General features: G+C 71.5%; 12 protein-coding genes. 9 read left to right on the forward strand and 3 right to left on the reverse strand.

Annotated elements, in window-relative coordinates:
* Nucleotides 1-709: 709 nt before the first annotated feature.
* The 8 genes from ABT112_RS03660 (at nucleotide 710) to ABT112_RS03695 (ending at nucleotide 18,844) form a co-directional block, all read left to right on the forward strand.
* Nucleotides 710-2,947, forward strand: coding sequence for a hypothetical protein (locus ABT112_RS03660; RefSeq protein WP_351505124.1), 2,238 nt, complete (start codon nucleotides 710-712; stop codon nucleotides 2,945-2,947).
* Nucleotides 2,948-3,065: 118 nt separating this feature from the next.
* Nucleotides 3,066-9,152, forward strand: a complete 6,087-nt coding sequence (locus tag ABT112_RS03665; protein WP_351505126.1) for a hypothetical protein — start codon at nucleotides 3,066-3,068, stop codon at nucleotides 9,150-9,152.
* A gap of 474 nt (nucleotides 9,153-9,626) precedes the next feature.
* A complete protein-coding gene (locus ABT112_RS03670) occupies nucleotides 9,627-9,821 on the forward strand; it encodes a ribbon-helix-helix protein, CopG family (RefSeq protein ID WP_007445201.1) in 195 nt (64 codons plus the stop codon).
* Nucleotides 9,818-10,210: a type II toxin-antitoxin system death-on-curing family toxin gene (locus tag ABT112_RS03675; RefSeq protein WP_351505128.1), complete on the forward strand. Its 393-nt coding sequence runs from the start codon at nucleotides 9,818-9,820 to the stop codon at nucleotides 10,208-10,210. The genes ABT112_RS03670 and ABT112_RS03675 overlap by 4 nt, the downstream gene beginning before the upstream one ends.
* 483 nt (nucleotides 10,211-10,693) lie before the next feature.
* A complete protein-coding gene (locus ABT112_RS03680) occupies nucleotides 10,694-12,256 on the forward strand; it encodes a TIGR02677 family protein (RefSeq protein WP_351505130.1) in 1,563 nt (520 codons plus the stop codon).
* Nucleotides 12,253-13,488, forward strand: coding sequence for a TIGR02678 family protein (locus ABT112_RS03685; protein WP_351505132.1), 1,236 nt, complete (start codon nucleotides 12,253-12,255; stop codon nucleotides 13,486-13,488). The genes ABT112_RS03680 and ABT112_RS03685 overlap by 4 nt, the downstream gene beginning before the upstream one ends.
* Entirely contained in the window at nucleotides 13,485-17,582 is a 4,098-nt protein-coding gene (locus tag ABT112_RS03690) for a TIGR02680 family protein (protein ID WP_351505134.1), read from the forward strand. Before ABT112_RS03685 ends, ABT112_RS03690 begins: the two co-directional genes overlap by 4 nt.
* A complete protein-coding gene (locus tag ABT112_RS03695; protein ID WP_351505135.1) occupies nucleotides 17,579-18,844 on the forward strand; it encodes a TIGR02679 family protein in 1,266 nt (421 codons plus the stop codon). The genes ABT112_RS03690 and ABT112_RS03695 overlap by 4 nt, the downstream gene beginning before the upstream one ends.
* 41 nt (nucleotides 18,845-18,885) lie before the next feature.
* Here the strand turns inward: ABT112_RS03695 and ABT112_RS03700 are convergent, their stop codons facing one another.
* The 3 genes from ABT112_RS03700 to ABT112_RS03710 form a co-directional block, all read right to left on the reverse strand.
* Nucleotides 18,886-19,524: a phosphatase PAP2 family protein gene (locus ABT112_RS03700; RefSeq protein WP_351505137.1), complete on the reverse strand. Its 639-nt coding sequence runs from the start codon at nucleotides 19,522-19,524 to the stop codon at nucleotides 18,886-18,888.
* Nucleotides 19,525-19,614: 90 nt separating this feature from the next.
* Entirely contained in the window at nucleotides 19,615-20,259 is a 645-nt protein-coding gene (locus ABT112_RS03705; protein WP_351505139.1) for a LuxR C-terminal-related transcriptional regulator, read from the reverse strand.
* The gene (locus tag ABT112_RS03710) at nucleotides 20,247-21,596 is read right to left on the reverse strand and encodes a sensor histidine kinase (RefSeq protein ID WP_351505141.1); all 1,350 of its coding nucleotides are present in this window, start codon (nucleotides 21,594-21,596) and stop codon (nucleotides 20,247-20,249) included. Before ABT112_RS03710 ends, ABT112_RS03705 begins: the two co-directional genes overlap by 13 nt.
* Nucleotides 21,597-21,795: 199 nt before the next feature.
* On the opposite strand from ABT112_RS03710, the gene ABT112_RS03715 reads away from it, so the two are divergent.
* On the forward strand, nucleotides 21,796-22,851 hold the full coding sequence (locus tag ABT112_RS03715; protein ID WP_351505166.1) for a fatty acid desaturase family protein: 1,056 nt from the start codon (nucleotides 21,796-21,798) through the stop codon (nucleotides 22,849-22,851).
* The last annotated feature ends 111 nt before the right edge of the window (nucleotides 22,852-22,962 follow it).

Here is a 22,962-nt window from a genome sequence, read left to right on the forward strand (position 1 = left end):
CGTTGGCGTGAAACCGGTCGACGATGGAGCGGTGTCATCCAGTCCCAGCCGGTACGCGGCCTTCCACCGCAGGTCGCACCGTATTCCTGGACCGTCTCGGAGTCCGGCAACCCGCGCAGGGACTGCAGCGTGACCATGGCAGCCAGGACTTGCGGGGGCATGCTCGGCCGTCCGTTCGCCGACGGGTACGTGTCCGCGAATATCTGGGCCGGGAATAACTCGCAACGGTGTTCGGCCAGGAACGCGAACACGCTGCCCGCCGGGATCAACTCCGGGCACATTTGCCAGACATCCGGCCGGACCGCTCCCCGGACCGCTCCCCGGACCATTCCCCATCGCCACCGCCCAAGTCTGGCCCGCCCACTCACGCGACGGAGCCAGGACCCAACATCTTCATCAGTCTTCCAGCAGGTTGTAAGGCGCCTTCCCTGTCTCGCGGAACGGTACAGAGATGAGCACACCCGGAATCGCCGCATTGGATCAGCTGCCGGGCCTACTTGCCGGCAACCGTGACGGCATTCACGACGTGTTCGGCGCAAGCCGCTGTCAGCCGTCGCAAAGTGGTGAAAGTGCCACAGGAACCCCAACCGCAGGCATATTCTGCGGGAATTACCGCAGGCGGGCCGGGATGAACCTGTAGTGCGGCGGAGGTGTCATGGGTGGGGACCCGTATGTGTCAGCAACGGTCGGTGAACGCGGAGGGACGGGGGTGCCTGATCCGTACGGTGGCCGGGCCCTGTTGACCTCCGTCATGACGCAGGGCTACGACGCCGTACCCGACCGGGAACGGGATCGGCTGCGCCGTTATCTCGAAGCCGTCGTCGCGGTCCGGTCGGCGCCGGTGCACACCACTGTCGCCTTCAATGCCGTGTACTTCGGGTACGACCTGGGCGGCGATGGTTATGGCGGCAGCCCGTTGTGCCTTGACGACTTCCCCGTGATCACGTTCGGCGAGTGCGCTCCCGTGCTCCCGGTCGGTGCCATGGTGTGCGTTGCCACCGGGTCGGAGCCGCTGTACGCCGAGATCGTCCATCGGGAGGGGGCCCACTCGGAGGTGGGTGCCCTCGGCGACGTACCGGCCTGGGTGTCGGGGGCACCGGCGGGCGCCGAGGGTCCGGGCAGGCCGGGGGACGACGCCGCGCCATGCCGAAGGGAGCTCCTGATCCCGGATCTCCACGCCTTCGGCCCGGCGCTGAGCCTGTCACCGGCCCAGCTCCACCGCTTACGCACGCGCCGACGCTGGCTCAATGAGGACGGGCATGTCGTCGTCGACGTGTGCTACCCGTCCAGGGAGGCAGCTCGGCGCGACGACCTGCCGGCCTATGCGCACCATCTCCTGACGGCGGCACGGGAGCAGCTTCTCAGCCCCTTCGTCCCCGTCTCCCTCGCCGCACTGGTGGGCGGCACGCACGACGACGGCCTGCGGATGGGTCTGATCGGTCTCCTCGACACGGTACGGGGCGTCCTCAACTCCAGTCCCGCGCTGCGGACATGGGGTCATTACGCCATGACCCGGGCCTCCCTCGCGGACTGTTGGCGGGATGCGGGGCCGCTGGGCGGTGACGACCTCAGGTCTCTCGCGGCAGCTGTGGAACGCGCGGCCACCCCGGCGAGGCGGCGCTACGGCCTCAGCGCTCCGGTCACCGTGTACACAGCGGTCGGACCGAGGCTTCGCGGGTTCCCGGGTGCGACGGCGTCGCTCAGGGGAGTGGGGTACGCCGCCGCGGTGTGCCGGGCGAACGTGGCGCTCGCCGACGTCGTCCAAGGGGAGAGCGACCAGGGCCTGTTCACGAACGGCTCCCGGATCACTCTCGACGACGCCTTCGAGGGCGGAGGCGTGTGGCGGTCCCATCATCCCGGTGAGACGGAGGCGTCCGGAGACCCTCTTGCCCCGGCCGGACGCGGCTGGACGTCCACACTGCCTGCGCAGCCGGAGACGGAAGCGGAGCCGGACCCGGTCGATCTGCCCCTCGCCGACGACGCCTCCCTCGGTATCGGCGAACTTCTGCGGAACGACGCGAGGGAAACCGTCTGGCGGGCGCCCCTGCGGCTGGCCCATCTCATCGACGGCTGGTTCCCCTTGCATCCGTACGTCGTAGAGGACCTTCGGCAGTCCCACGGCGCGCGCCCCACGGTACGCCTCGAACTCGACCATGTCGGGGAGGTGACGGGCGCGAAGGAGGCGACGCAGGACGTCACCGCCGAACTCGGTGACGAATCGGGCCGGTTGACCGGGATTGCCTGGCCCCACGATTTCTTTTCCGGCCTGATGCTCGAACTGCGCCGTCTCCGTGGCGGCACAGTGATCCGCCTGGCCACGATGCTGCTCAAGGAACGGGTGCAGGTCGGCGACCGTGAGACCGGGCACTGTTACGACCCTCGTGTGCTCACCAGGGAGGACGCTCCGGGCAGTGACCGCAGTGGAGACAGCGCGGTCGGGCTCGGGCCCCGGCAACTGGTGATGCGCACGGTGCGCCGTTGTGGGTTGCTCACCCTGGACGGGCACGCCCTGATGGACCGTTCGGTCCTGCCGAGCGCGGTATACGGGCGTCGTCCGGCCCGGTCACAGGCCGTCGCTTTGGAAGCGGCGGTCGCGGAACTGCTGGCGGAACGGCTCCTGGCGCCGGCCCTCGGCAGTCGGGACGCCTGGGGTCAGCCGCACTTCCCGGCGCGCGACAGGGAGCTGACCATCCCTCTCATTGGCTACCGGCCGGTCCGGCGACGGGTGATACGCCCGTGGGGCGGTACGGACGCGGAAGCGTGCGGTGTGGGTCTGCCGGCGGCCCAATTCGTCTCCGGCCACCTCCGTCGCCTGCGGCCGAGTTGTTTCCCCAGCGAAGGCCAGCGAGCAGCCTTCCGGGAGCACTGCCGCAGGCTCGGCAAGGCGGACGGCTGGGAACTGCCCTACGGCTACACCTTTGTCACCGAGCACACGCGCGGCCGCTGATCCGCGTACCCAAGGCTTCCGCCGCGTCCCTCACGTCCCGCGAACTCCTCTCTTCAGGCTCCTCGGCTTCGGGTGAGCCGATCCCGCAGGACCGACCACAGAAACGGAGTGCGCGTACATGCATGACCGCTACCACGTCGTGACGGGGCCGCCGTTGTCCCCGCCGAGCGCCTCGGCCGAGAAACTCTCAGGCTTGGCCGCCGCCCTCAACGCCTTGGAGCATCCGGCCGCCGCCCTGAACGACCTCACGGTCGACATGGTGGAACTCGCCTTCAATTCTCTGCCGCCCAAGGACCGGCAGAAGTTGCTCGGCAACCTGGGCATCCGCATGGCGGCTCCTCGACGGGCCGGCCATGCTCTGTGTCAGGACGTTCTCGCCCGGCTGCGGCGCGATGCCCGGCAGCACGCATGCAGCTGTGGGATCAGGGGCCTCACGCAGACCGTGATGGACCAGGTGATCGCGTACGTGATCGCATCGGACGGCAAGTCCGCTTCCGACCCCGTTTCCCGGTGGGGTGCGACGCTGGTCCGGGCCACGGTGTTCGCGTACTGCAACGCCTCTGTCGCCGATGCCGGCATCCTTGCCTGGGCCGCGGACCAGGACTGGTTCACGGCGACGGCCGACGAGAACGAGACGCCACGACTCGCCGCCGTCGCTGACATGGCGAGGTCGATCGTGGCGGCGCATCCGGGCTTTGTGCCCGGCGCGGCGGAGGAGCAGGAGCCGCCGCTCGTGTCCCCCTCCTGCGACGTGTCCGCACCGGCGGCCGACGATGACCGCCCCGACGAGGCGTGGCGGCCGGACGAGGTCTGCCGGGAGCTGGAGTCGGCCCTCGCCCGAGCCCGGCAAGCCGTGGAGAAGGTGACGGGTGCGGTCACGGACGGCCGCCCTCCGCAGGACGAGGACCTGACAGAGCTGGCCGCGCTGAGCGGCGTGTTCGACAGTGCCGAGGCGGGGTTCCGTGCGGCGGGGATCGAGGGGGTGCCTCGTCGGCTGGAGGACATGACGCGCGCCGCGGACGCACACCGAGCGGCACACGAACATGACCTCCGGACACGGGAGACCCTGCGCGAACTGCTGGGTGTCGTCTGCCGTCCGGACAGCCCCGCCGCCGCTGCCGCCGAGGCTGTGCGAGACGTGACTCGCCGCCTGCTGGACACACCGGTGTGGGAACAGGCGCAACGGGAGGAGAGCGCCGCACTCACGGCCTTGGCCCAGCTCATCCGGCTGGGGCGGCAGGCGGACGCCGCGGCAGAGATCCTGGCTCTGCAGGGGCAGGTCGTGCGGGGGCTGCCCTCGTGTGCCATGGCGGTGGTCATGGCCCCCGAACTGTCGTTGCCTCAGCCGGAGGAGCCCCTCCGCGAACGCGCCGGAGCGCAGGCGGAGGGCACCACCGAACTCGTCGGCACCGAGACGGCCGTGGAGCATGGGGACGTACGTCCGGCCGGGGAGGAGGAGACCGCCGGTCGCTCCGCCGAGGAGACCGCTCCCGAGCCTGCCTGCGCGCCCGAAGCCGCTGAGCCCGCCTCCGCGCCCGAGCCTGCCTGCGCGCCCGAGCCTGCCTCCGCGCCCGAAGCCGCTGAGCCCGCCCGGACGGCTGTTCCCGAGCCGGTCCACCCCTGCGATGTACAGACTGCGACACGGGCCGACAGCGACCCGGCACCCCGCACGGACCCGGACGGGCCTACTACGGTGCGCACGCCCGCCACACCCAGGGACGAGGACGCGCCGGTTCGGGAAGCGGCCGAGGACGACGACTCTGACGACTCCGACGAGACCGACGCCGAGCGGGCTCTGGCGCGGCTCGTCGTCGAGCGCCGCTTCGGACTCGCCCACCACGTGGCACGTGCCGCCGACCACCCCGAGCCGCAGGTGACGGCGCTCCGCCTGGCCGGTGCCGCCGCGCTGCTCACCTCCGGCGACAGCCAGGGTGCGAGGTTGACCACGGGCGTGCTCCAGCAGTACGGGGGACAGGCGGGCCGCGACGCGGAGGGCAGCGAGCTCCTGCTGCTGCCCGCCCTGCTGCGTATGGCACTGATCACCGGCGATCACCTGGCGGGCGCCCAGCTCAAGGCGCTGGTGCCCCGTCTGCCGGACCGGCTCGCCGAGGCCGCGACCGCCGTCGCCGACCGCGCCCTCAGTGGTGTCCTCATGATCGCCTCCCCGTTGGTCGTCATCGCCGACGTCTCCGAGACGGAGGCTCGGCTGCGGGAGCTGGGGGAGCAGTGTCGTGCGTTGCTCGTGCCGCCGAGGCTGCGGTTCGCGCGGGCGACGGAGATCGCCAAGTGTTGGCTGGCTGCTGACGGAGGAATGCTGGGGTCGCTGCTGACGACCGTGGTCCGCGACCAGCGCGACGTTGTGCCGCAGGTTCGGGAACAGGCCGAACGTCTGTCGAAGCTGACCGAGATCAACAATGAGATCGACCGCATGGACCGCAAGCACCGTTCCAGCGGCAAACCGCTCCAGGGCGCCGGGCGGATGGACCTGGTGCATCTCGTGGAGCGAGCCGCCGGCCTGGCCAAGGAGTGGTGTCTGGCGGTCGACGGCATCCGCCGCGGCGACCGCTCCGACGGCAACCGGGCGATCAAGGAGATCTCCTCTCTGCGCCGGTCGCTCCTGGACGGCAAGGAGGCGCTGCTGGCCGAACTGGAACAGCTGGCACGGCGCTCGGGTGCCGTCGCCGCCGCGACCGCCTGGGCGGCACGCGCCTCGATGGAGGAGCTGTTCGTCCTGCTGGCCGGTGCTTCCGCGACCACACGTCCCGGCGGTTCGATCACCCCCGAGAAGGTGTTGGACGCGGAGCTGCTGAAGGTCTGCGACACCCCTGACGAGCGGCCGTCCCTCGACCGGCTCCTCACGGCGGTCGACCGCACCTGGCAGGAGGCCCTCGACGAGCGGCTCTCCCGCGATGCCTTCAGCGCGGCCCGTACCATCGTTGAGCTGGCCGGCCGTGAGCTGCTCCCCGCCGCGCAAGCCGGCGACTTCACCCCGCCCGCCCTGGCCGAGATCGACGAGCGGGAGGCCGCCCGGCGCACGGAGCTGCGCAGGGAACACGACGAAATCGTCGCCGAGCTGCACCGCGCGCAGGCCGACGGCGCGGTGACCGACGACCAGGACCTGCGCCTGCAGGAGCTGCTGGCCGATGCCCGTGACCGGCTCGACGAGGGGACCGGCACGTACGACCTGAGGGACGTACGGCGAGCCCTCGACACCGTGCGCAGTGACCTGCCCGTCTTCCGGCAGCAGGCCGCCGACCGGATCCGGGCCCGGCTCGACGCCCTGGACCTCACCTCGGACGGGCGCGCTCAGGTCCTGCGCCACCTGGACACCGGCGGCCTGGCCACCGCGGCCGACCTCGTCTATTTCCTGGAGATCGGCGAACCCGTCCCGGAGATCGAGGGCAGCGAACCCCACCTGACCGAGTTCTTCCCCGCAGTGCCCGACGGCCTGCCCCGGGGCATCGACCGCGAGCTCGTGGACCTCGTCCGGTCCGGTGCCAAGCATCCGATGCTTTCTGTCCTCGACTACGGTTCCCTGTCCACCGACGAGGCCGCACTGGCGGCCGACGCCCTCGACGTGTGGCGGGAACTCGGCGCGACCGAGCCGAAGGACCGGCTCGAAGTGTCCGGGCGGCGGCAGCTGCCCCCGCTCCTCAAACTCCTCGGCTACGACGCCAAGAGCGCCAGACCGCTCGACGAGCGGTCGCCGAACCTGCGCCGGCGTGAATACCGCTTCTTCGAGGCGACCGAGGTGGAGATCAACGGCAGGGCGAAGGCGCCTGCTTTCGGCTCGCAGATCCGGGAGCACGGCGGCACGCTGCGCGTGCTGATGGTGTGGGGGCGCCCGCCCGCCAAGGTCGTCATGAGCCTCGCGGAACGCGACACCAGTGGTGCGGCCCTCCTCGTCGTCTACTTCGGCACGCTCAGTCGCGAGGCCCGCGCGGAACTCGCCGTCGGCTCGGACCGGTTGCAGCCCCTGCTGGTCGTGGACGACGCCGCCCTCGCCTACCTCGCGGCATGGGGCAACCGGCAGGTCAGCACGGCCACGCAGACTCTGCTGCCGTTCTCCGGCGTCAACCCGTACATCAGGGAGAAGCGCGGCCGGATCGGCGGCGAGATGTTCTACGGCCGTGACGCCGAGCGCAAGAGCATCATCGACCCGCGCGGCACCCAGGTCATCTACGGCGGCCGTGGGCTGGGCAAGTCGGCACTGCTCGCCGACGCCGGGGACAGGTTCGTGGAGCAGCGTCCCGGCTACCACCATGCGGTGTACGTGAACCTCGACCAAGAGAACATCGGTAAGGGCAGTTCGCTCGGGCCGGAGGCGCTGTGGAGCGTCCTGGACCGGAAGCTGACCGAGGCGCAGGTACTGGACCGGCCGCAGGGCCGCAGGTCCGCGAAGGGCGTCTCCGACATCTCCGAGCGGGTGCGCGCGGGCATCCGGGCCTGGACCGACGCGGACTCGCGTCGCCGGCTGCTGATCCTGTTGGACGAGTGCGACCAGTTCTTCGAGGCGGACGCACCCCGGTTCAACCAGACGAAGCGGCTCAAGGGCCTCGGGGACGACACCAAGGACCGCGCCAAGGTCGTCTTCGCCGGGCTGCACTCGGTGCAGCGGTTCGCCAAGCTTGCGAGCAACGGGCCGTTCGGCCACCTCGCTCAGACCCCGAAGGTGATCGGCCCGCTCGCCCCCCAGTTCGCCGCCGAGCTACTCGTCGAGCCCATGCGGGCACTCGGTTTCGAGTTCCAGGACATGGATCTGGTCAACCGGGTGCTCGGTTACTGCTCCTACCAGCCGTTCCTGCTCCAGATGTTCGGCCACCGGCTGGTGGAGCTGATGCACCGCAAGCGGGCTCGGCGCGGCGCCGAGGGACCTCCGTACCCGGTGGAACTCGCCGACATCGAGGTCGTGGAGTCGGACGCCGGACTCAGGGACAGCATCTCGGCAGCCTTCAAGGACACCCTCAGCCTCGACCACCGGTACGACGTGATCGCCAACGTGCTGGCCTACCACGCCCGCCACCGCGGTCTGGAGGTGCGGCTGAGCGACACCGAGCTGCGCGAGGAGTGCGAGACCTACTGGCGCAAGGGGTTCGAACAGCTCGACACCGAGGGTTTCCGCGCCTACCTCTTGGAGATGGTCGGCCTCGGCATTCTCGCGCCCAACCACGACGGCCTGGGATGGCACCTGCGCGGTCCCAACGCCCTACGCATGATCGGCACCTCCCATGAGGTGGAAGCCCGCCTGCTCAGGGCGGAGGAGGAGTGCGAGCTCCAGGAGAGCATCGTGCAGGAAGGACGTCCCGAGCTGCCGGACGGCCGGCCCGCACCGCTCACCAACACCCAGCTGGACGACCTCTTGGGCCAGCGGTCCAACCAGGCCAGGGTCGTCCTGGGCAGCCCCGCCACCGGTGTGGGCGACGTCGCCCACACCCTGCGGACGCTCACCGCGGGCATCGCCGGCTGGACACTGCCGCCCATTGGCAAACCCAGCGTCTACAAGCAGGAACTCGCCGGCGGACGCCCCCGCGAACGACGCGTCGTCATCAGTGACTTCGTCAACTACCGGGACCCGGTGCGTCCCGAGACCTGCCGGGAGGCCGTCGACCTCGCCGAGACGCTGCTGCCCCTCACCCCGGGGGTGACCCGCGCGGTCGTCCTCGTCACCGACACCACCCAGCTGGCCCTGTGGCGCCCCCTGCTGACCGGCACGGAACCCATCTCGGCCGCCCCGGTGGTGCTGCGCCGCCACGACCGCCGCAGCCTGCGCGGCTGGGCGCAGCGGGTCGACATGTTCCAGCGCGAGGACCGGCTGAACCGGCTTCACGAGCTGACCGGCGGCTGGCCGAGGCTGGTCGGCGACGCCCATCGGCTGCATAGCGAGCTCGACGACCCGGACGAGGCGCTGCGTCGCCTGGCCGACCTGCGCACCGACCGGGCCCGCGCTCACGCCTTCGCCAAGGACACGGGCCTGTACGCGGACCCGTTGCTCGCCACCGGATACCGGGCCCTGGCGGAGGAGTACAAGGACGGATCGTTCGACTGGGAGAGCGCGCTGACCGCCGTGGCGGTCCAGGGTGAGGTCGACGAGGACGAGGCGCGGTGGATCGTGACCTGCCTCGACGCCCTCCAGGTGTTCGACCGCGAGGGCACGCTGCTGCGCCTGGAACCGCTGCTGCGCGAGTGCATGGCACTCCGCGTGTGACAGTGTGTGATTACGACCGGCCGCCCCACATGTCGGGGCGGCCGGTCGCTTTCCTGCTTACTTCTAGGCTCTCGCTCCGGTCGTTTGCGGATGTGATCTCATCCGTAAACGATCAGTCGAAGTCCGGATCATCGGCCTCTGATCTGCATCTTCACGAACTGGCGCGGGTCCCGCGGGCGGACGTGGCGATACGGAATGCAGAATTCCGATGCTCGGATGACGCTCGAATCGGAAGTCTCAACCCCACGGACACCTCCGGCCGGGGTCGTGCGGACTGTCGGCACGGGGACCCCGGTAGGGCGGCCCCGCTGCGCCACCCTCGGGCGGCGCGAGCGTCCACCTCGGCCTCATGCTGCTTTGGAGCAGAGGGCATGGCCTGCCCGGGGCGCAGAGGGGTGGGTGGCGCCATGGTCCGAGGTCTCGGGTGGCTGGTACCACCTCGCCACCTAGATACCGGTCCGGTATCATCGCCGTATGGCGATGACACTCCGACTCCCCGACGACCTTGACGCGAAGCTCACCGAGCGTGCTCGTCGGGAGGGCCGCAGTAAGCAGGAACTCGCTATCGAGGCCATTCGTGACGCTCAGGATCGGGCCGAACTGAAGGTCGATGACGTGCTGGCCGAGCTCATGGACAGCGATGCGGAGATCCTGGACTACCTGAAGTGACCGAAGTGCGCTACATCCAGATCGACGAGATCCTGGCCATCGCTCGCACGGTCAACGGTACCGAGCACAGCGTGCGCGACATGGGGCTTTTGGTATCAGCGATCGAACGGCCCCGAACCAATGTGTTCGGAGCCGAGCTATATCCCACACTGCACGAGAAGGCGGCGGCACTGCTGCATTCCGTTGCCCGAAATCACGCGCTGATCGACGGCAACAAGCGCACCGCCTGGCTCGCCCTGCGCGTCTTCCTGAGGTTCAACGGCGTCAGCGCCAGTGTCGCCCCGCCGCCCGTCTCCATTGCCGGCCCGTTCGTCGAGGCAGTTGCGCAGGACGACATCGACGTACCGGTCATCGCCAAGCGCCTGTCGGACTGGTTCCCGGTTTCCTGACGCACGATGGCGTGAGGGTGGGCGCTTGCATGCCCAGCCCTCACGCATTTCGGGCTTGTGATCAGGGCGGAACCTGTCGCGCTGCACGGCCTGGGTCAGGGGCCGGGCCCAAGGGCAACCTGGATGCGTTGATCGCCGACTGCGACAAGATCAACGGCGTTGCCGACCCGGAGGCCGTGGCCGCGAAGTGGGCCGAGCTCACCGGCGGCACCTCCGGGGCCGGGGCGGCCGCGTAAGCGGCGCGTTCAACCTGGGCAGCGACTGCTGGGGGCCGTCGGTGGGAAGGGAGTCGATGTCGTTAGCTATGGCGCGAATGTGGCATTTCGCATGTTATGCGGAGGAGGGGCTCGGCCAGGTACGCGCGGCCGACGGGCGAGGCCGAAGCTCTGATCGTCCCGGCGGGAAGCCGGCCGACGGATGAGATCTGGCCAGGTGTCGCCGACTCTGTCTCCGGCGGTGCCCGGTCAGGGAGAATGGCCGGCGATGAACGGCAGCACCACCAGTCCGGAGACCGGGGCGGAAGCCTTCGGTCCGTTCGCTCACCTCACCGCCCCTTCTGCCGCGCTCTACCGGCAGGTGATGCGGGCCTTCGTCACCGCCAAGGAGCGGTTCGCCGTCCATCTGCGGCCCGAGGACGTGTACGGGGCGCTGCCGCCGGAGATGCGGCCCGCCGAGGTGGACGCCGTCACCAAGGCGCTGGACAGCCTCGTCGCCTGGGGCAACCTGCGGGCCGACCCCGACACGGCCCGGGTCACCGCGGTCGAGGACTTCTACCGCAAGCGGTTCATCTACCAGCTCACCCACGCCGGGGAGTCGGCCGAGGAAGCGCTGGCCGTCTATGACGAGGCGCTCGGGCGGCGCGGCGCGCTCCAGGCCGTCGCCCTGCACGACATCGTCACGCAGCTGCGAGCCCTGCTCGTGCTCGCGGCCGAGGACGAGCCCGACCCGGCGAAGACACATCTGGCGCTGGACGGCCTGGCCAGCCGGTTCGCCGCCCTGGCCGACAACGCGCGCGCCTTCATGGGGTCGCTCCAGCGCACCATCGACCTCCACGATGTGGAGGAGGAGGCATTCCTCGCGTACAAGGACCGGCTGATCCAATACCTGGAGCGGTTCATCCAGGACCTGATCACCCTCGGCGGGCGAATCGCCCGGCTGATTCTTGAGCTGGAGGAGGACGGCCGGATCGAGGGTCTGCTGCGGGCCGCCGCCGCGCGGGAGGCCGCCGACGCCTCCCCCGAGGAAGCCCCGCACGCCGAGCGGGAGGCCTGCGAGCGGTGGTCCGGGCGGTGGAACGGGCTCGGCGGGTGGTTCCTCAGCCGGGACGGCCGTGAGGCGCAGGCCCGACTGCTGCGGAGCCGGGCGCTCGGCGCAATTCCGCAGCTCCTCGCGGTCGTACGGGCGCTGAACGAGCGTCGGAGCGGTCGCTCCGACCGGTCCGCCGACCTGCGAACGCTGGCCCGCTGGTTCGCGGAGGCTCCCGACGACGACGCTCGGCACCGGCTCTGGCGCACCGCCTTCGGGCTCTACCCGGCGCGGCACCTCACCGTCGACGCCGACACCCTCGCCGCCCGCGCCGCGCGGCCGGTCCCCGCCGGTACCCCTTGGTCGGAGGCCGAACCGCTGCGCATCAGTCCCCAGCTGCGCCGCACCGGCAGCTACGAGCGGCGCGGCAAGCCCCGCAAGGTCGAGGACCGGGAGGCACGGCGCAGGCAGCTCGCCGAGATCGCCGCCAAACAGCGCGCCGAGATCGCCGCCGCGCGCGCTCGGCTCGTCACCGACGGGACCACCAGGCTCTCCGCGCTCGGAGAACTCGATCCGGTCGCCTTCGGGCTCTTCCTCCAGCTGCTCGGCGACGCCCTCGCCACCTGGCGGCCCGGCATGCGCCACACCGTGGCCACCAGCAACGACGGCTCCATGGAGATCCGCCTCAGCGCCTTGGCCGACGGGACCACCGCCGAGATCCGCACCCCCGGTGGCGTGTTCCGCGGCCCCGACCATCACGTCGAGATCATCGACCGCATGGACGGAGAGGACGACCAGTGAACACTCCGCTCGCCGAGGTGCTCGACGGACAGCACGCCGCCGATCTCCGCAAGGCGGCCCGCGCCCTGCTGAAGCAGCCGCTCCTGCTGTCCCGCGGCCGGGACGCCGATGAGTTCCGCTTGGTCCGCCGGCACGCGTCCGAGCTGCGCGAATGGTTCGACCGCAACACCGGCTGGGCACTTCAGGTGGACGCGGAGACCGCCCGGCTGCGCAAGAGCCCCGGCACGTCCACCGACCCCACCCACCCGGCGCGCGAGGCGACCCGGGCGGGAGCTCCCTTCACCCGGCGCCGGTACGTGCTGCTCTGCCTCGCCCTCGCCGCTCTCGAACGCGGTGAGGCGCAGATCGCCCTCGGCCGCCTCGCCGACCAAGTCGTCCTCGACGCCGCGGACCCCCATCTCGCGGCAGCGGGCATCCAGTTCACCCTGGACCGCAGGGACGAGCGCCTCGACCTGGCCGCCGTCGTCCGGCTGCTGCTCGCCCTCGGCGTGCTGCGGCGCGTCGCCGGAGACGAGGAGGCGTACGTGAGCGGGTCCGGAGACGTTCTCTACGACGTGGAACGGCGGGTCCTCGCGGGCCTGCTCGCTGCTCGCCGGGGCCCCTCCACAGTACAGGCGGACACCTTCGAGGGCCGGATCGCCGAACTCGTCGCCGAGACCGCGCTGGACAGTGACGAACTGCGGTTCCGGTCCATGCGGCGCACCCTGACCCGCCGGTTGCTCGATGACCCGGTGCTGTACTACGACGAGCTCGACGACGCCGAACTCGGGTACCTCACCCGCCAGCGCGGCTTCCTCACCGCACGCATCACCGAACTAACCGGGCTCGTACCCGAAGTACGGGCCGAAGGCATCGCGATGGTCGACCCCGACGACGATCTCACCGACCTCCGGATGCCCGAGCAGGGCACGTACGGGCACATCACGCTGCTGCTCGCCGAGCACCTGGCCGCCGCCGACGGCCCGGCCACCACCGGCGAGCTGGCGGATCGTGTCCGCGAACTCGCCGCCGAGCACGGGGGATTCTGGGCCAAATCCGCCCGGGAACCGGGCATGGAGGACGAGCTCGTCGACCAGGCCGTCGCCCGGCTCGCCGCCCTCGGGCTCGCCGCCCGGACGGCCGAGGGCGTGGCGGCGCGTCCCGCCCTCGCCCGGTATGCGGTCGGCACGACCGTCGTCATCGAACCCACGACCGCGCGGATGCCCGCACAGCGAAAGGCCGGCACCCCATGACCCGCCTCCCCACCCCTGGGCGATCCCGTTGGCAGCCCCTGCGCATCGGTCTCGTCGACCTGTTCCACTACGACGTGGAGGAGTTCCGCTTCCGCGACGGCCGGCTGCTCCTGCGCGGGAACAACGGAACCGGCAAATCCAAGGTGCTGGCCCTGACACTGCCCTTCCTGCTCGACGGGGACCTCGGTTCCCGACGCGTCGAACCCGACGGCGACCCGGGCAAACGCATGGAGTGGAACCTCCTTCTCGGCGGCGAACACCCTCATCCCGAACGGCTCGGATACACCTGGGTCGAGTTCGGGCGGCTCGACGAAGCCGGAGGAGATGCCCACTTCCGCACTCTGCTCTGCGGCCTCAAGGCCGTCACCGGACGGGGTATCGCCCGCCACTGGTACGCGGTCACCAGCCTGCGCGTCGACCACGGCGCCGTTCCCGAGGCCGGCACGCTCAGCCTCCTCGACGCCACCGGCACCGCGCTCTCCCGGGACCGGCTGACCGAGGCCGTCGCCGGCCACGGCATGGTGTACGACCAGGCGAAGGCGTATCGCAGGGCCGTCGACGAGGCGCTGTTCGGGCTGGGGGAGCAGCGCTACGGCGCCCTGGTCGACCTGCTCATCCAGCTGCGCCAGCCGCAGCTGTCCAAGCGCCCCAACGAAGCCGCCCTCTCCAGGGCGCTCACCGAGGCCCTGCCTCCCGTGGACCAGGCCGTCATCGCCGACGTCGCCGAGGCGTTCCGGTCCCTGGACGAGGAGAAGGAGGAGCTGGCGGCCGCGTCCGCCGCCGAGCGCGCCGCCTCCGCCTTCCTGGAGCACTACCGGCGCTACGCCCGCATCGCCACCCGGCGGCGCGCCCGCCTGCCGCGGGCCAGGCACTCCCGGTACGAACACCTTCAGCGGGACCTCGCCGAGGCGCAGGCGCGGCGGACCGGGGCCGAGGAGGCGCGGGCCGCGGCCGAGGAGCGCATCGCCGCCCTGGAGGAGACCGAGGCACGGCTGAGGGCCCGGGACGCGGCCCTGCGCGAGGGCCCCGAGATGCGCAGTGCCCGGGAGCTGGAGCAGGCGGCGCAGGCGGTCGAGCGCACCGCACACACGCTGCGCCAGGCCCGGGACGACCATGACCGGGCGGACCACCAGCACACCAAGGCGCTCGGCCGTCTCGGCGCCGCCGAGAACCGGCTGCGCGCCGCCGAGCAGCACGCCGAGGCCTCGTTCCGTAGGGCGTGGGAGGCCGCAGCCACGGCCCGGATCGACCTGCCCGGCGAGGACCGGCTTGCCGACCCCGACTTGCGACGGGCGACCGAGCAGGCGATCGACCGCGGTCACCGCGCTCTCGTCTGCGCGGAGGAGCTCGCCCGGACGGCCGAACACGCCGCCGAGCAACGGCGCCAGGCATCCGTACGCCTCGACGAGGCGGCCACCGACGCCGACCGGGCCGCCGAGGTGCACAGTCGGGCGGAGGAGACCGCGGACGAGGCCGGGCGGGCGCTCGTCGATGACGTACGGGAACACGTCGCCACCTGGACCGAGCTGGCCTGCCCGGATCTCGCCGGTCTGCTCGACGAACTCCAGGAGTGGACGCGGCATCTCACCGGGCCCTGCCCGGCCCGCACCCACGCGGCCGGCGCACACGCCGCCGCCTCCGCACGGCTCGCCGATCTCGCGTCCGACGCGGCTCACCGGCTGGCCGACCTGACGGCGCGTACCGGCGAAGTCCGTGCCGAGCTCACCGCGCTGGAAGCCGGCGGCGGACGCGCTCCCCGACCGCCGTACACCCGCACGCCGGGCCACCGCGACCGGCTCCAGGGCGCGCCGCTGTGGCGTCTCGTGGACTTCCGTGACGGGCTGCCGGAGCGCGACCGGGCCGGGCTCGAGGCAGCCCTGGAGGCCTCGGCTCTGCTCGACGCCTGGGTGCTGCCGGACGGCTCCGCCCTCGCCGCCGACGGCTTCGACGTCCTGCTGTCCCCGGAGGACGGTCCCGTGACGGGGGCCCGGCTGGCCGAGCTGCTCCGCCCCGCGGTGGACGGCGGCGACGCCGGGGCCGCGGCCGTCGGTGAGGACACCGTGGCGCGGTTGCTCGCCGCTGTCGGCGTCGGCGCGGAGAGCGGAGCAGGCACCTGGGTGGCGGCCGACGGACGGTTCCGGGTGGGCGCATTGACCGGCCGCTGGGACAAGGCCGCCGCCGAGTACATCGGCGAAGGGGCCCGGGAGGCGGCGCGGCGCGCCCGTATCGCTGATCTGCGGACCGAACTCGACCTGCTGCAGCGGGAGTCGGAGGAGGCCGGGGCGCAGGCCGAGGCCGTCGGCGTACGCCGACGGAGGCTCGACGCCGAGCTCGCGGAGCTGCCCGACGAAAGCCCCCTCACCCGAGCCCACGCACAGGTCACCGCCGCCGCCGAGAACGTCCGCACGGCTCGCCTCAGGCAGGCGGAACGAGCCGCCGATCTCACCCGGGCGACCGAGCGGGCCGAGGGCGCGGCCGGAGAACTCGCCGAGACCGCGGCCGACCTGGGCCTGCCCGCCGACCGGGCCGGCCTCGCCGGTGTCCGCGCTGCGCACAGCGCGCTCGCCGTGGCCCTCGCCGCCCTGTGGCCCGCTCTGAAGGACTGCGCCGAGGCCGCCCACCGGGCGGACGAGGAACGCACCGAGGCGGTGCAGGCAGGGGAGCGTGCTGCCGAACTCGCCCTGCGCACCGAGGCTGCCGGGCGCGAAGAGGCCGCAGCCGAGGCGCGCCACACCACCCTGCGCACCACCGTCGGCGCAGCGGTCGCCGAACTCCAGCAGGCGCTCGCCGACACCGCCCAGGCACTGCGCACCTGCGACGGCGACCGGAAGGCCGCCCGGGAGGATCACCTGAAGGCCGACCGTACGGTCAGCAGGGCCGAGGGCCGGATCGAGCAGTTGGAGAAGGACCTGGCGGAGGCCCTGGCCGCCCGCGGGGAGGCCATCGCGGCACTCCAGCGGTTCACCGCCACCGGGCTCATCACCGTGGCCCTCCCCGACCTCACGGTGCCGGCCGCGGAGGACGGGCCCTGGGCGGCCACTCCCGCCGTCGCGCTCGCCCGCGCCATCGAGACGGGCCTGTCCGCGACCGACGACTCCGACAGCGCCTGGGAACGCGTACAGAGCAGGCTCGGCGAGGAACTCAAGACCCTTCAGGACACCCTGTCCCGGCACGGTCACACGGCCTCCGCCCGTCTCATCGAGGACGGCATGGTCGTCGACATCGTCTACCAGGGCCGCGAGCACGCCGTCCCCGAACTCGTTGACGCCCTGGTGACCGAGACCGCCGAGCTCACCCGCATCCTCTCCGCACATGAACGGGAGATCCTGGAGAACCACCTGATCACTGAGGTGGCGGGCACCCTCCAGGAGCTCATCGGGGCCGCCGAACGGCAGGTACGGGACATGAACGCCGAGCTGGAGGACCGCCCCACCTCCACCGGCATGAAACTGCGGCTCGTGTGGCGGGCCTCCCGCAAGGCCCCCTCCGGACTGGCCCAGGCCCGTGAGCGGCTGCGCCAGTCCGCCGATGCCTGGACGCCCGAAGACCGCGCGGCAGTGGGCGAGTTCCTTCAGGCACAGATCGCCCGGCAGCAGACCGATGACACGTCAGGCAGCTGGCTCGAGCACCTCACCGCGGCGCTCGACTACCGCTCCTGGCACGAGTTCGGAGTCGAACGCCATCAGCACGGCCGCTGGGTCCCCGCCACGGGGCCCGCATCCGGCGGTGAACGCGTCCTCGCCGTGTCCGTGCCGCTGTTCGCCGCAGCTTCCTCGCACTACGCGAGCGCCGGCAGCCCGCACGCTCCGCGTCTGGTCACCCTGGACGAGGCGTTCGCGGGTGTGGACGACGACTCGAGGGCCAAGTGCCTCGGCCTGCTGCACGCCTTCGACCTGGACGTGGTGATGACCAGCGAGCGGGAATGGGCCTGCTATCCGCAGGTGCCCGGCATCGCGATCGCCCAGCTGTCCCGGATCGACGAGGTGGCCGCTGTGCTGGTCACGCGATGGCAGTGGGACGGCGCCCGGCGACTGCGCCACGGCGATCCGGTCCGGCAGCCCGACCCGGCCCTGACGGCAGGAGAGCCCGGGTGACAGAGAGATCCGGCACGGCCGCGGGGGACGCGCAGACGGTCGACGGGACACGGCTGCACCGCCTCCTCGGACCCCCCGAACTCACCTGGCTCGTCGACCGGATACGACGGCGCCTGGCTGCCGGGGAGCCGCTCACGGGATCCGTTTCACTGGCGCATCCCACTCCGGAGCAGCGTCTGGCGGCCGAGCGGCTGCTGGGCCGAGGGCCCGGCGGGGGACGCTCCCTGACCCTGCGCCTGGACACCGTGGACGCCGTGCTGCGCCGCTCCGGTGTCAGCCCTGGTGGCCTCGCCGTGGCGATCACCGCCCTCACCGGACCCGTCGTCCTCCGCGGGCCCGCACGCCTGGCCGAAGAGGACGCATGGCGGAAGGCGTTCGCCCGGATCGACGCCGCGGCGGAGGAGGAACCGGCCCTCGCGCCATGGGTCGCCCGGCTCCGTGGCGACGGTCTCGTACGACGCCTCACCGGGGGCCCGGAAGCTGCCCGGTCCCTGCTCGATCAGGCCGCCACCGCCCTGCAGGCCCTGCCTGCCGACCCGCCCGTCTCGCTGCCCGCCTTCGCAGCCCGCTTTCTGGGCGGTGCCCATGCGCTGGACGACGGGACCGCCCTGGCCACCGTCACCCTGTCCGGGATCCGTGCACTGACCGGCTTTCCCGACGGAACCGGGGCCGAATGGCGGCGGGAAGCATGGGCGGCCGCGGGGCTGCTGCGCGACGAGCTGTCCTCGACCGTCCTCACCCTGAACCTGCGGGGGACCCACGCCCTCGACTCGCTGGCCGACATGGGTGAGCCTGCTGTCCTCACCCTCCGTCAGCTCGTCCGTCGGCCGCTCGCCGCTTCCCCTCCGAGGGTTCACATCTGCGAGAACCCCACCGTCCTTGCCGCGGCGGCCGACGCCCACGGACCGGACTGCGCACCACTGGTCTGCCTGCAGGGCCAGCCGTCCGCGGCCGGCCTCGCACTCCTGCGCCACCTTCACGAGGGCGGGGCGACGCTCCACTACCACGGCGATTTCGACTGGGGCGGGCTGCGCATCGCCTCCGCCCTGCTCAGGCGCCTCCCTTGGCGGCCCTGGCGCTACACGGCCGCCGACTACCGGGCCGCCGTGCTCGTCTCCCCGGAAGGACCGCCCCTGACGGGAATACCGGTTGAGGCTCCCTGGGATTCGGAGTTGCCCGACGCACTCGCGGAGGCGGGCGTCCGCGTCGAGGAGGAAGCGGTCCTCGACACGCTGCTGTCCGACCTGAGGGGTGTCCCGTAGTCCCTGACGGATCAGCACACGTTCCAAGGGCTGAGCAGCCCCTAGAACAGCACCAGCGCCCCCGCCGCCACCGCCCCCAGAGACGCTCCGGCGACGGTCTGGGCCACGGAGTGGTAGGTCAGGGCCACGCGGGTCCAGCAGACGGCGATGGCCAGGGGGTAGGCCGCCAGCCACCAAGGGGTGTGGACCGCTGCGAGCATGAGGGCGACGGCGGAGGCGACCGCCGAGTCCACTGAGATCTTCCAGACCCTGTTGATCGCGAGCAGGGCCACGGTCATGGCCCAGAGCGCCAGCATCGCGATGAGGATGTCCCTGGGGGCGTCGGCCAGGAGCATGACGGCTGAGCCGGTGCCGATGGAGCCGAGGATCACGAAGAAGATGGGGGCGCGCTGGCCGCGGTCCACGACGTGCCGGTCGCCCCAGGTGCCGCGCTTGCGTTCCCACTCGATGTAGGCGGCGGGCACGATTCCGGCGCACAGGGCGGCGAACAGGCCCCAGGCGGCGCCGGTCCAGTCGCCCGCGGCCGCGATGCCGATGCCGGTGAGGCCGGCGAGCAGGACGTTGCGGGGCTGGAGTATGTCGGTGATCGTGCGGGCGGTCGTGGTCAGACTCGTACCTGTGGCCGTACTCGTACTCGTGGCCGTACTCGTACGAGTGCTCGTGTTGGTGTTCGTGGTCATGCGGGCTGCCTTGACGTATTGGGGGGCTTGTTCTGATCGTTCGCCGCTGATGCGGCCGTCGGTGGTGAGAGCCGTTTCAGCTCGGCGCGCTCAGAGGTCCAGGTGGGCCAGTACCGCCAGCACCCGGCGGTTGTCGTCGCCCGACGGGGCCAGGCCCAGTTTCGCGAAGATGTTGTTGGTGTGCTTGCTCACCGACTTCTCGGTGATGCACAGCTGCCGGGCTATCGCGGCGTTGGTCCGCCCCTCGGCCATCAGTCCCAGCACTTCGCGTTCCCGGACCGTCAGGGACTGCATCGGCTCCTGCCCGGAGTTCCTGGCCAGCAGTTGGGAGATGACGGAGGTGTCCATGGCCGTGCCGCCGGCGGCCACCCGGCGTACGGCGTCGACGAATTCGCTCACCTCGAAGACCCGGTCCTTGAGCAGGTAGCCGATGCCGCCGTCGTGGTCGGAGAGCAGCTCCCGCGCGTACAGGTGCTCCACGTGCTGGGACAGGACCAGGACCGGCAGGCCGGGAACCTCGCGGCGGGCCTTGGTGACCGCCTGCAGCCCTTCGTCGGTGAAGGTGGGCGGCAGGCGGACGTCGACCACGGCGACGTCCGGACGGTGCTCCAGCAGGGCCCGCAGCAGGTCGGGACCGTTGTCCACGGCCTCGACGACCTCGAAGTCGTTGATGGTGAGCAGTTGGATGATGCCCTCCCGGAGCAGGGCCAGATCCTCGGCGATCACAACGCGCACGGCAGCTCCATGGTCACTGTGGTGGGTCCGCCCACCGGGCTGTTCAGGTCGAGGGTTCCGTCGAAGGTGGCGAGCCGGCGCCGCATGCCGTCCAGCCCGCCGCCCGGCTGCACCAGGGCGCCCCCGCCGCCGTTGTCGCCGACGGCCAGGTGCAGTCGCCCGTCGGCGTGGTGGATCCGTACCCGGGCCGTGGTGGCGCCGCTGTGTTTGACGACGTTCGCCAGCGCTTCGGCGACGGCGAAGTATCCGGCCGACTCCACCGGCGCCTGCGGGCGGGCGGGCAGATCGATGTGCACCTCCACCGGAACCGGCAGATCGAGGGCGAGCGCCCGGACGGCGCCGTCGAGGCCGCGTTCGGCGAGCACCGGCGGGTGGATGCCCCGCACCAGGTCCCGCAGCTCGGCCAGGGCCTGGCTGCTCGCCGCGCGGGCGTCGCTGAGCAGCTTGTGCGCGGCGTCGGGGTTCCGGGTGAACAATTGCTCCGCGAGGCCGAGTTTGAGCCCCACGGTCACCAGTCGTGCCTGGGCGCCGTCGTGCAGATCCCGTTCGATGCGCCGCAGTTCCGCGGCCTGGGCATCCACGGCCTCCGAGCGGGTCTCGGTCAGGTGCAGGACCCGCCGGGCGAGCCGGGCCTTCTCCGTGGGGCGCAGCAGTCTCTCGGTGATCCGGGTGTGGACCCGCAGCAGCCGCGTTCCCGACCAGAAGCCCAGGAAGAGGATGACCAGCCCCTCGACGAACGCGAGCGCCGCCATACCGGGGCTGTGGACCGGCCAGATCAGCCCGTACCCGTAGTCGGGTCGCATGAGCGGCCAGAACAGGGGAGTGGCCACGACCCCGTGGATGCCGTAGACGATCAGCCAGCCCGGCAGCAGTCCCAGGACCAGTCCGGCCGGGGCGTGGATGAGGAGCCACAGCAGATCGCGCCAGGTGGCCGGGTCGGTGAGCAGCGAACGGCAATAGCGCAGGCTGCTGGGCACGTCCAGCGGCTCGAAGTCCTCGCCCTGCTGGGCTCGGTAGGGAGTGGGGATGTCCACCGACCACCACTCCCGGGCGAAGCGGCGGTGCATGTCGGCGAGGCCGCGCACGGCGAACAGCGCGATCGGCAGGGTGAGCACCCCGATGCCCGTGACGAGCAGGGCCAGGGACACCAGCGTCAGCGAGAGCAGGGGCACGGCCCCCAGCTGTGACAGCAGGGCCAGGGCGAGGCCGCGGCGGGCGGTCACCATCCCGGTGATCAGCCAGGGACGCAGTTCGGTACGAAGCCATGGGCGTAGTTCGGTACGAAGCCAGGGACGCAGTCCGGTGCGCAGCGGCGCGGGCCACCACGTGCTCCTCATGGGCAACTCGCATGCTCCAAGCACTGTGGGTGGTCCTGGCTGGGGTGATGTCCAGTGAGCCTATGGCCGGCCCCCCTGCCGGGCAAGGCGGGCCCCAGGGGGCGGGGTAGGGTTTTGCCCACCTCGAAGTGGGGGGCTAAGCGGGTTCTGACGCCCGCCCCCGGAAACCAGACTCGAGGCCATGAGCATTCAGTCAGTGATGACGACAGTGGAGCCGCCCGCGGTGAGGGTGGCCACCCCACCCGCCGGCAGGGCCTCCGGGAGCGACTTCGCGCAACTCAGCCGCCGCGTCGCCGAGGAAGGGCTGCTGGACCGGCGGCCCGGTTACTACACGGTTCGGTTCGGTCTCGTGGGCCTGACGCTGGTGGGCGGCTGCGTCGTGTTCTTCCTGCTGGGTGACTCATGGCTGCAGCTGGCCCTGGCCGCGGTGCTGGCCGTGGTCTTCGCCCAGGTCGGGCTCATCGCCCATGACCTGGCGCACCGGCAGGTGTTCTCCCACCGGAGGTACAGCGAGGTCGGCGGCCGGATCGCCGCGAACCTCGTCATGGGGATGAGCTACGGCTGGTGGATGAACAAGCACACCCGCCACCACGCCAACCCCAACCACGAGGAGCGGGACCCCGATGTGGCCCCCGACATCCTGGTGTGGTCCCAGCGGCAGGCGAGGAACGCGAACGGGCTCGCGAAGTTCATCGGCAAGCGGCAGGGCCTGCTCTTCTTCCCGCTGCTGACACTGGAGGGGCTCAACCTCAGCGTCTCCAGCTTCCGGGCGCTGCGGAGCCCGGCGATGAAGCGGCCGTATCTCGAAGGCGCACTGCTGGTCGCCCACTTCGTGGCCTACTTCGGTGCGATATTCGCCGTGCTGCCGCTGGGCAAGGCACTCGCCTTCATCGCCGTGCACGAGGGGCTGCTCGGGATCTACATGGGGTGCGTGTTCGCCCCCAACCACAAGGGCATGCTGATGGTCACCCCCGAGATGAAGCTCGACTTCCTGCGCCGGCAGGTGCTCACCTCCCGCAACGTCCGCGGCGGCCGTTTCATCGACGCGGTCATGGGCGGTCTCAACTACCAGATCGAGCACCACCTCTTCCCGAGCATGCCGACTCCCGCGCTCGGCCGGACCGCGCAGATCACCAAGGAGTTCTGCGCGGAGAAGGGCATCCCCTACTACGAGACCGGGCTGCTGGCCTCGTACCGGGAGGTCGTGGGGCATCTGCACGACGCGGGCGAACCGATCCGCCGGGCCGCCGCCTGACGTCCGGAGGGCGCCCTGGTCGGCCGCGTGATGTCCGGTGCCCGGTCCCTGCCGGCGGTGGCTGCCGTGCCGGGCGCCCGCGGACCTCGGCTCTCCACCCGCCAGGCCGTT

Source organism: Streptomyces sp. NPDC002055 (assembly GCF_040296705.1).
GTDB lineage: Bacteria > Actinomycetota > Actinomycetes > Streptomycetales > Streptomycetaceae > Streptomyces.

What these genes read in the sequence shown, in the direction of transcription:
- ABT112_RS03665 (WP_351505126.1), top strand. Translation starts at nt 3,066, where the DNA reads ATGCATGACCGCTACCACGTCGTGACGGGGCCGCCGTTGTCCCCGCCG.
- ABT112_RS03670 (WP_007445201.1), top strand. Translation starts at nt 9,627, where the DNA reads ATGGCGATGACACTCCGACTCCCCGACGACCTTGACGCGAAGCTCACC.
- ABT112_RS03680 (WP_351505130.1), top strand. Translation starts at nt 10,694, where the DNA reads ATGAACGGCAGCACCACCAGTCCGGAGACCGGGGCGGAAGCCTTCGGT.
- ABT112_RS03690 (WP_351505134.1), top strand. Translation starts at nt 13,485, where the DNA reads ATGACCCGCCTCCCCACCCCTGGGCGATCCCGTTGGCAGCCCCTGCGC.
- ABT112_RS03700 (WP_351505137.1), bottom strand. Translation starts at nt 19,524, where the DNA reads ATGACCACGAACACCAACACGAGCACTCGTACGAGTACGGCCACGAGT.
- ABT112_RS03710 (WP_351505141.1), bottom strand. Translation starts at nt 21,596, where the DNA reads ATGAGGAGCACGTGGTGGCCCGCGCCGCTGCGCACCGGACTGCGTCCC.
- ABT112_RS03715 (WP_351505166.1), top strand. Translation starts at nt 21,796, where the DNA reads ATGACGACAGTGGAGCCGCCCGCGGTGAGGGTGGCCACCCCACCCGCC.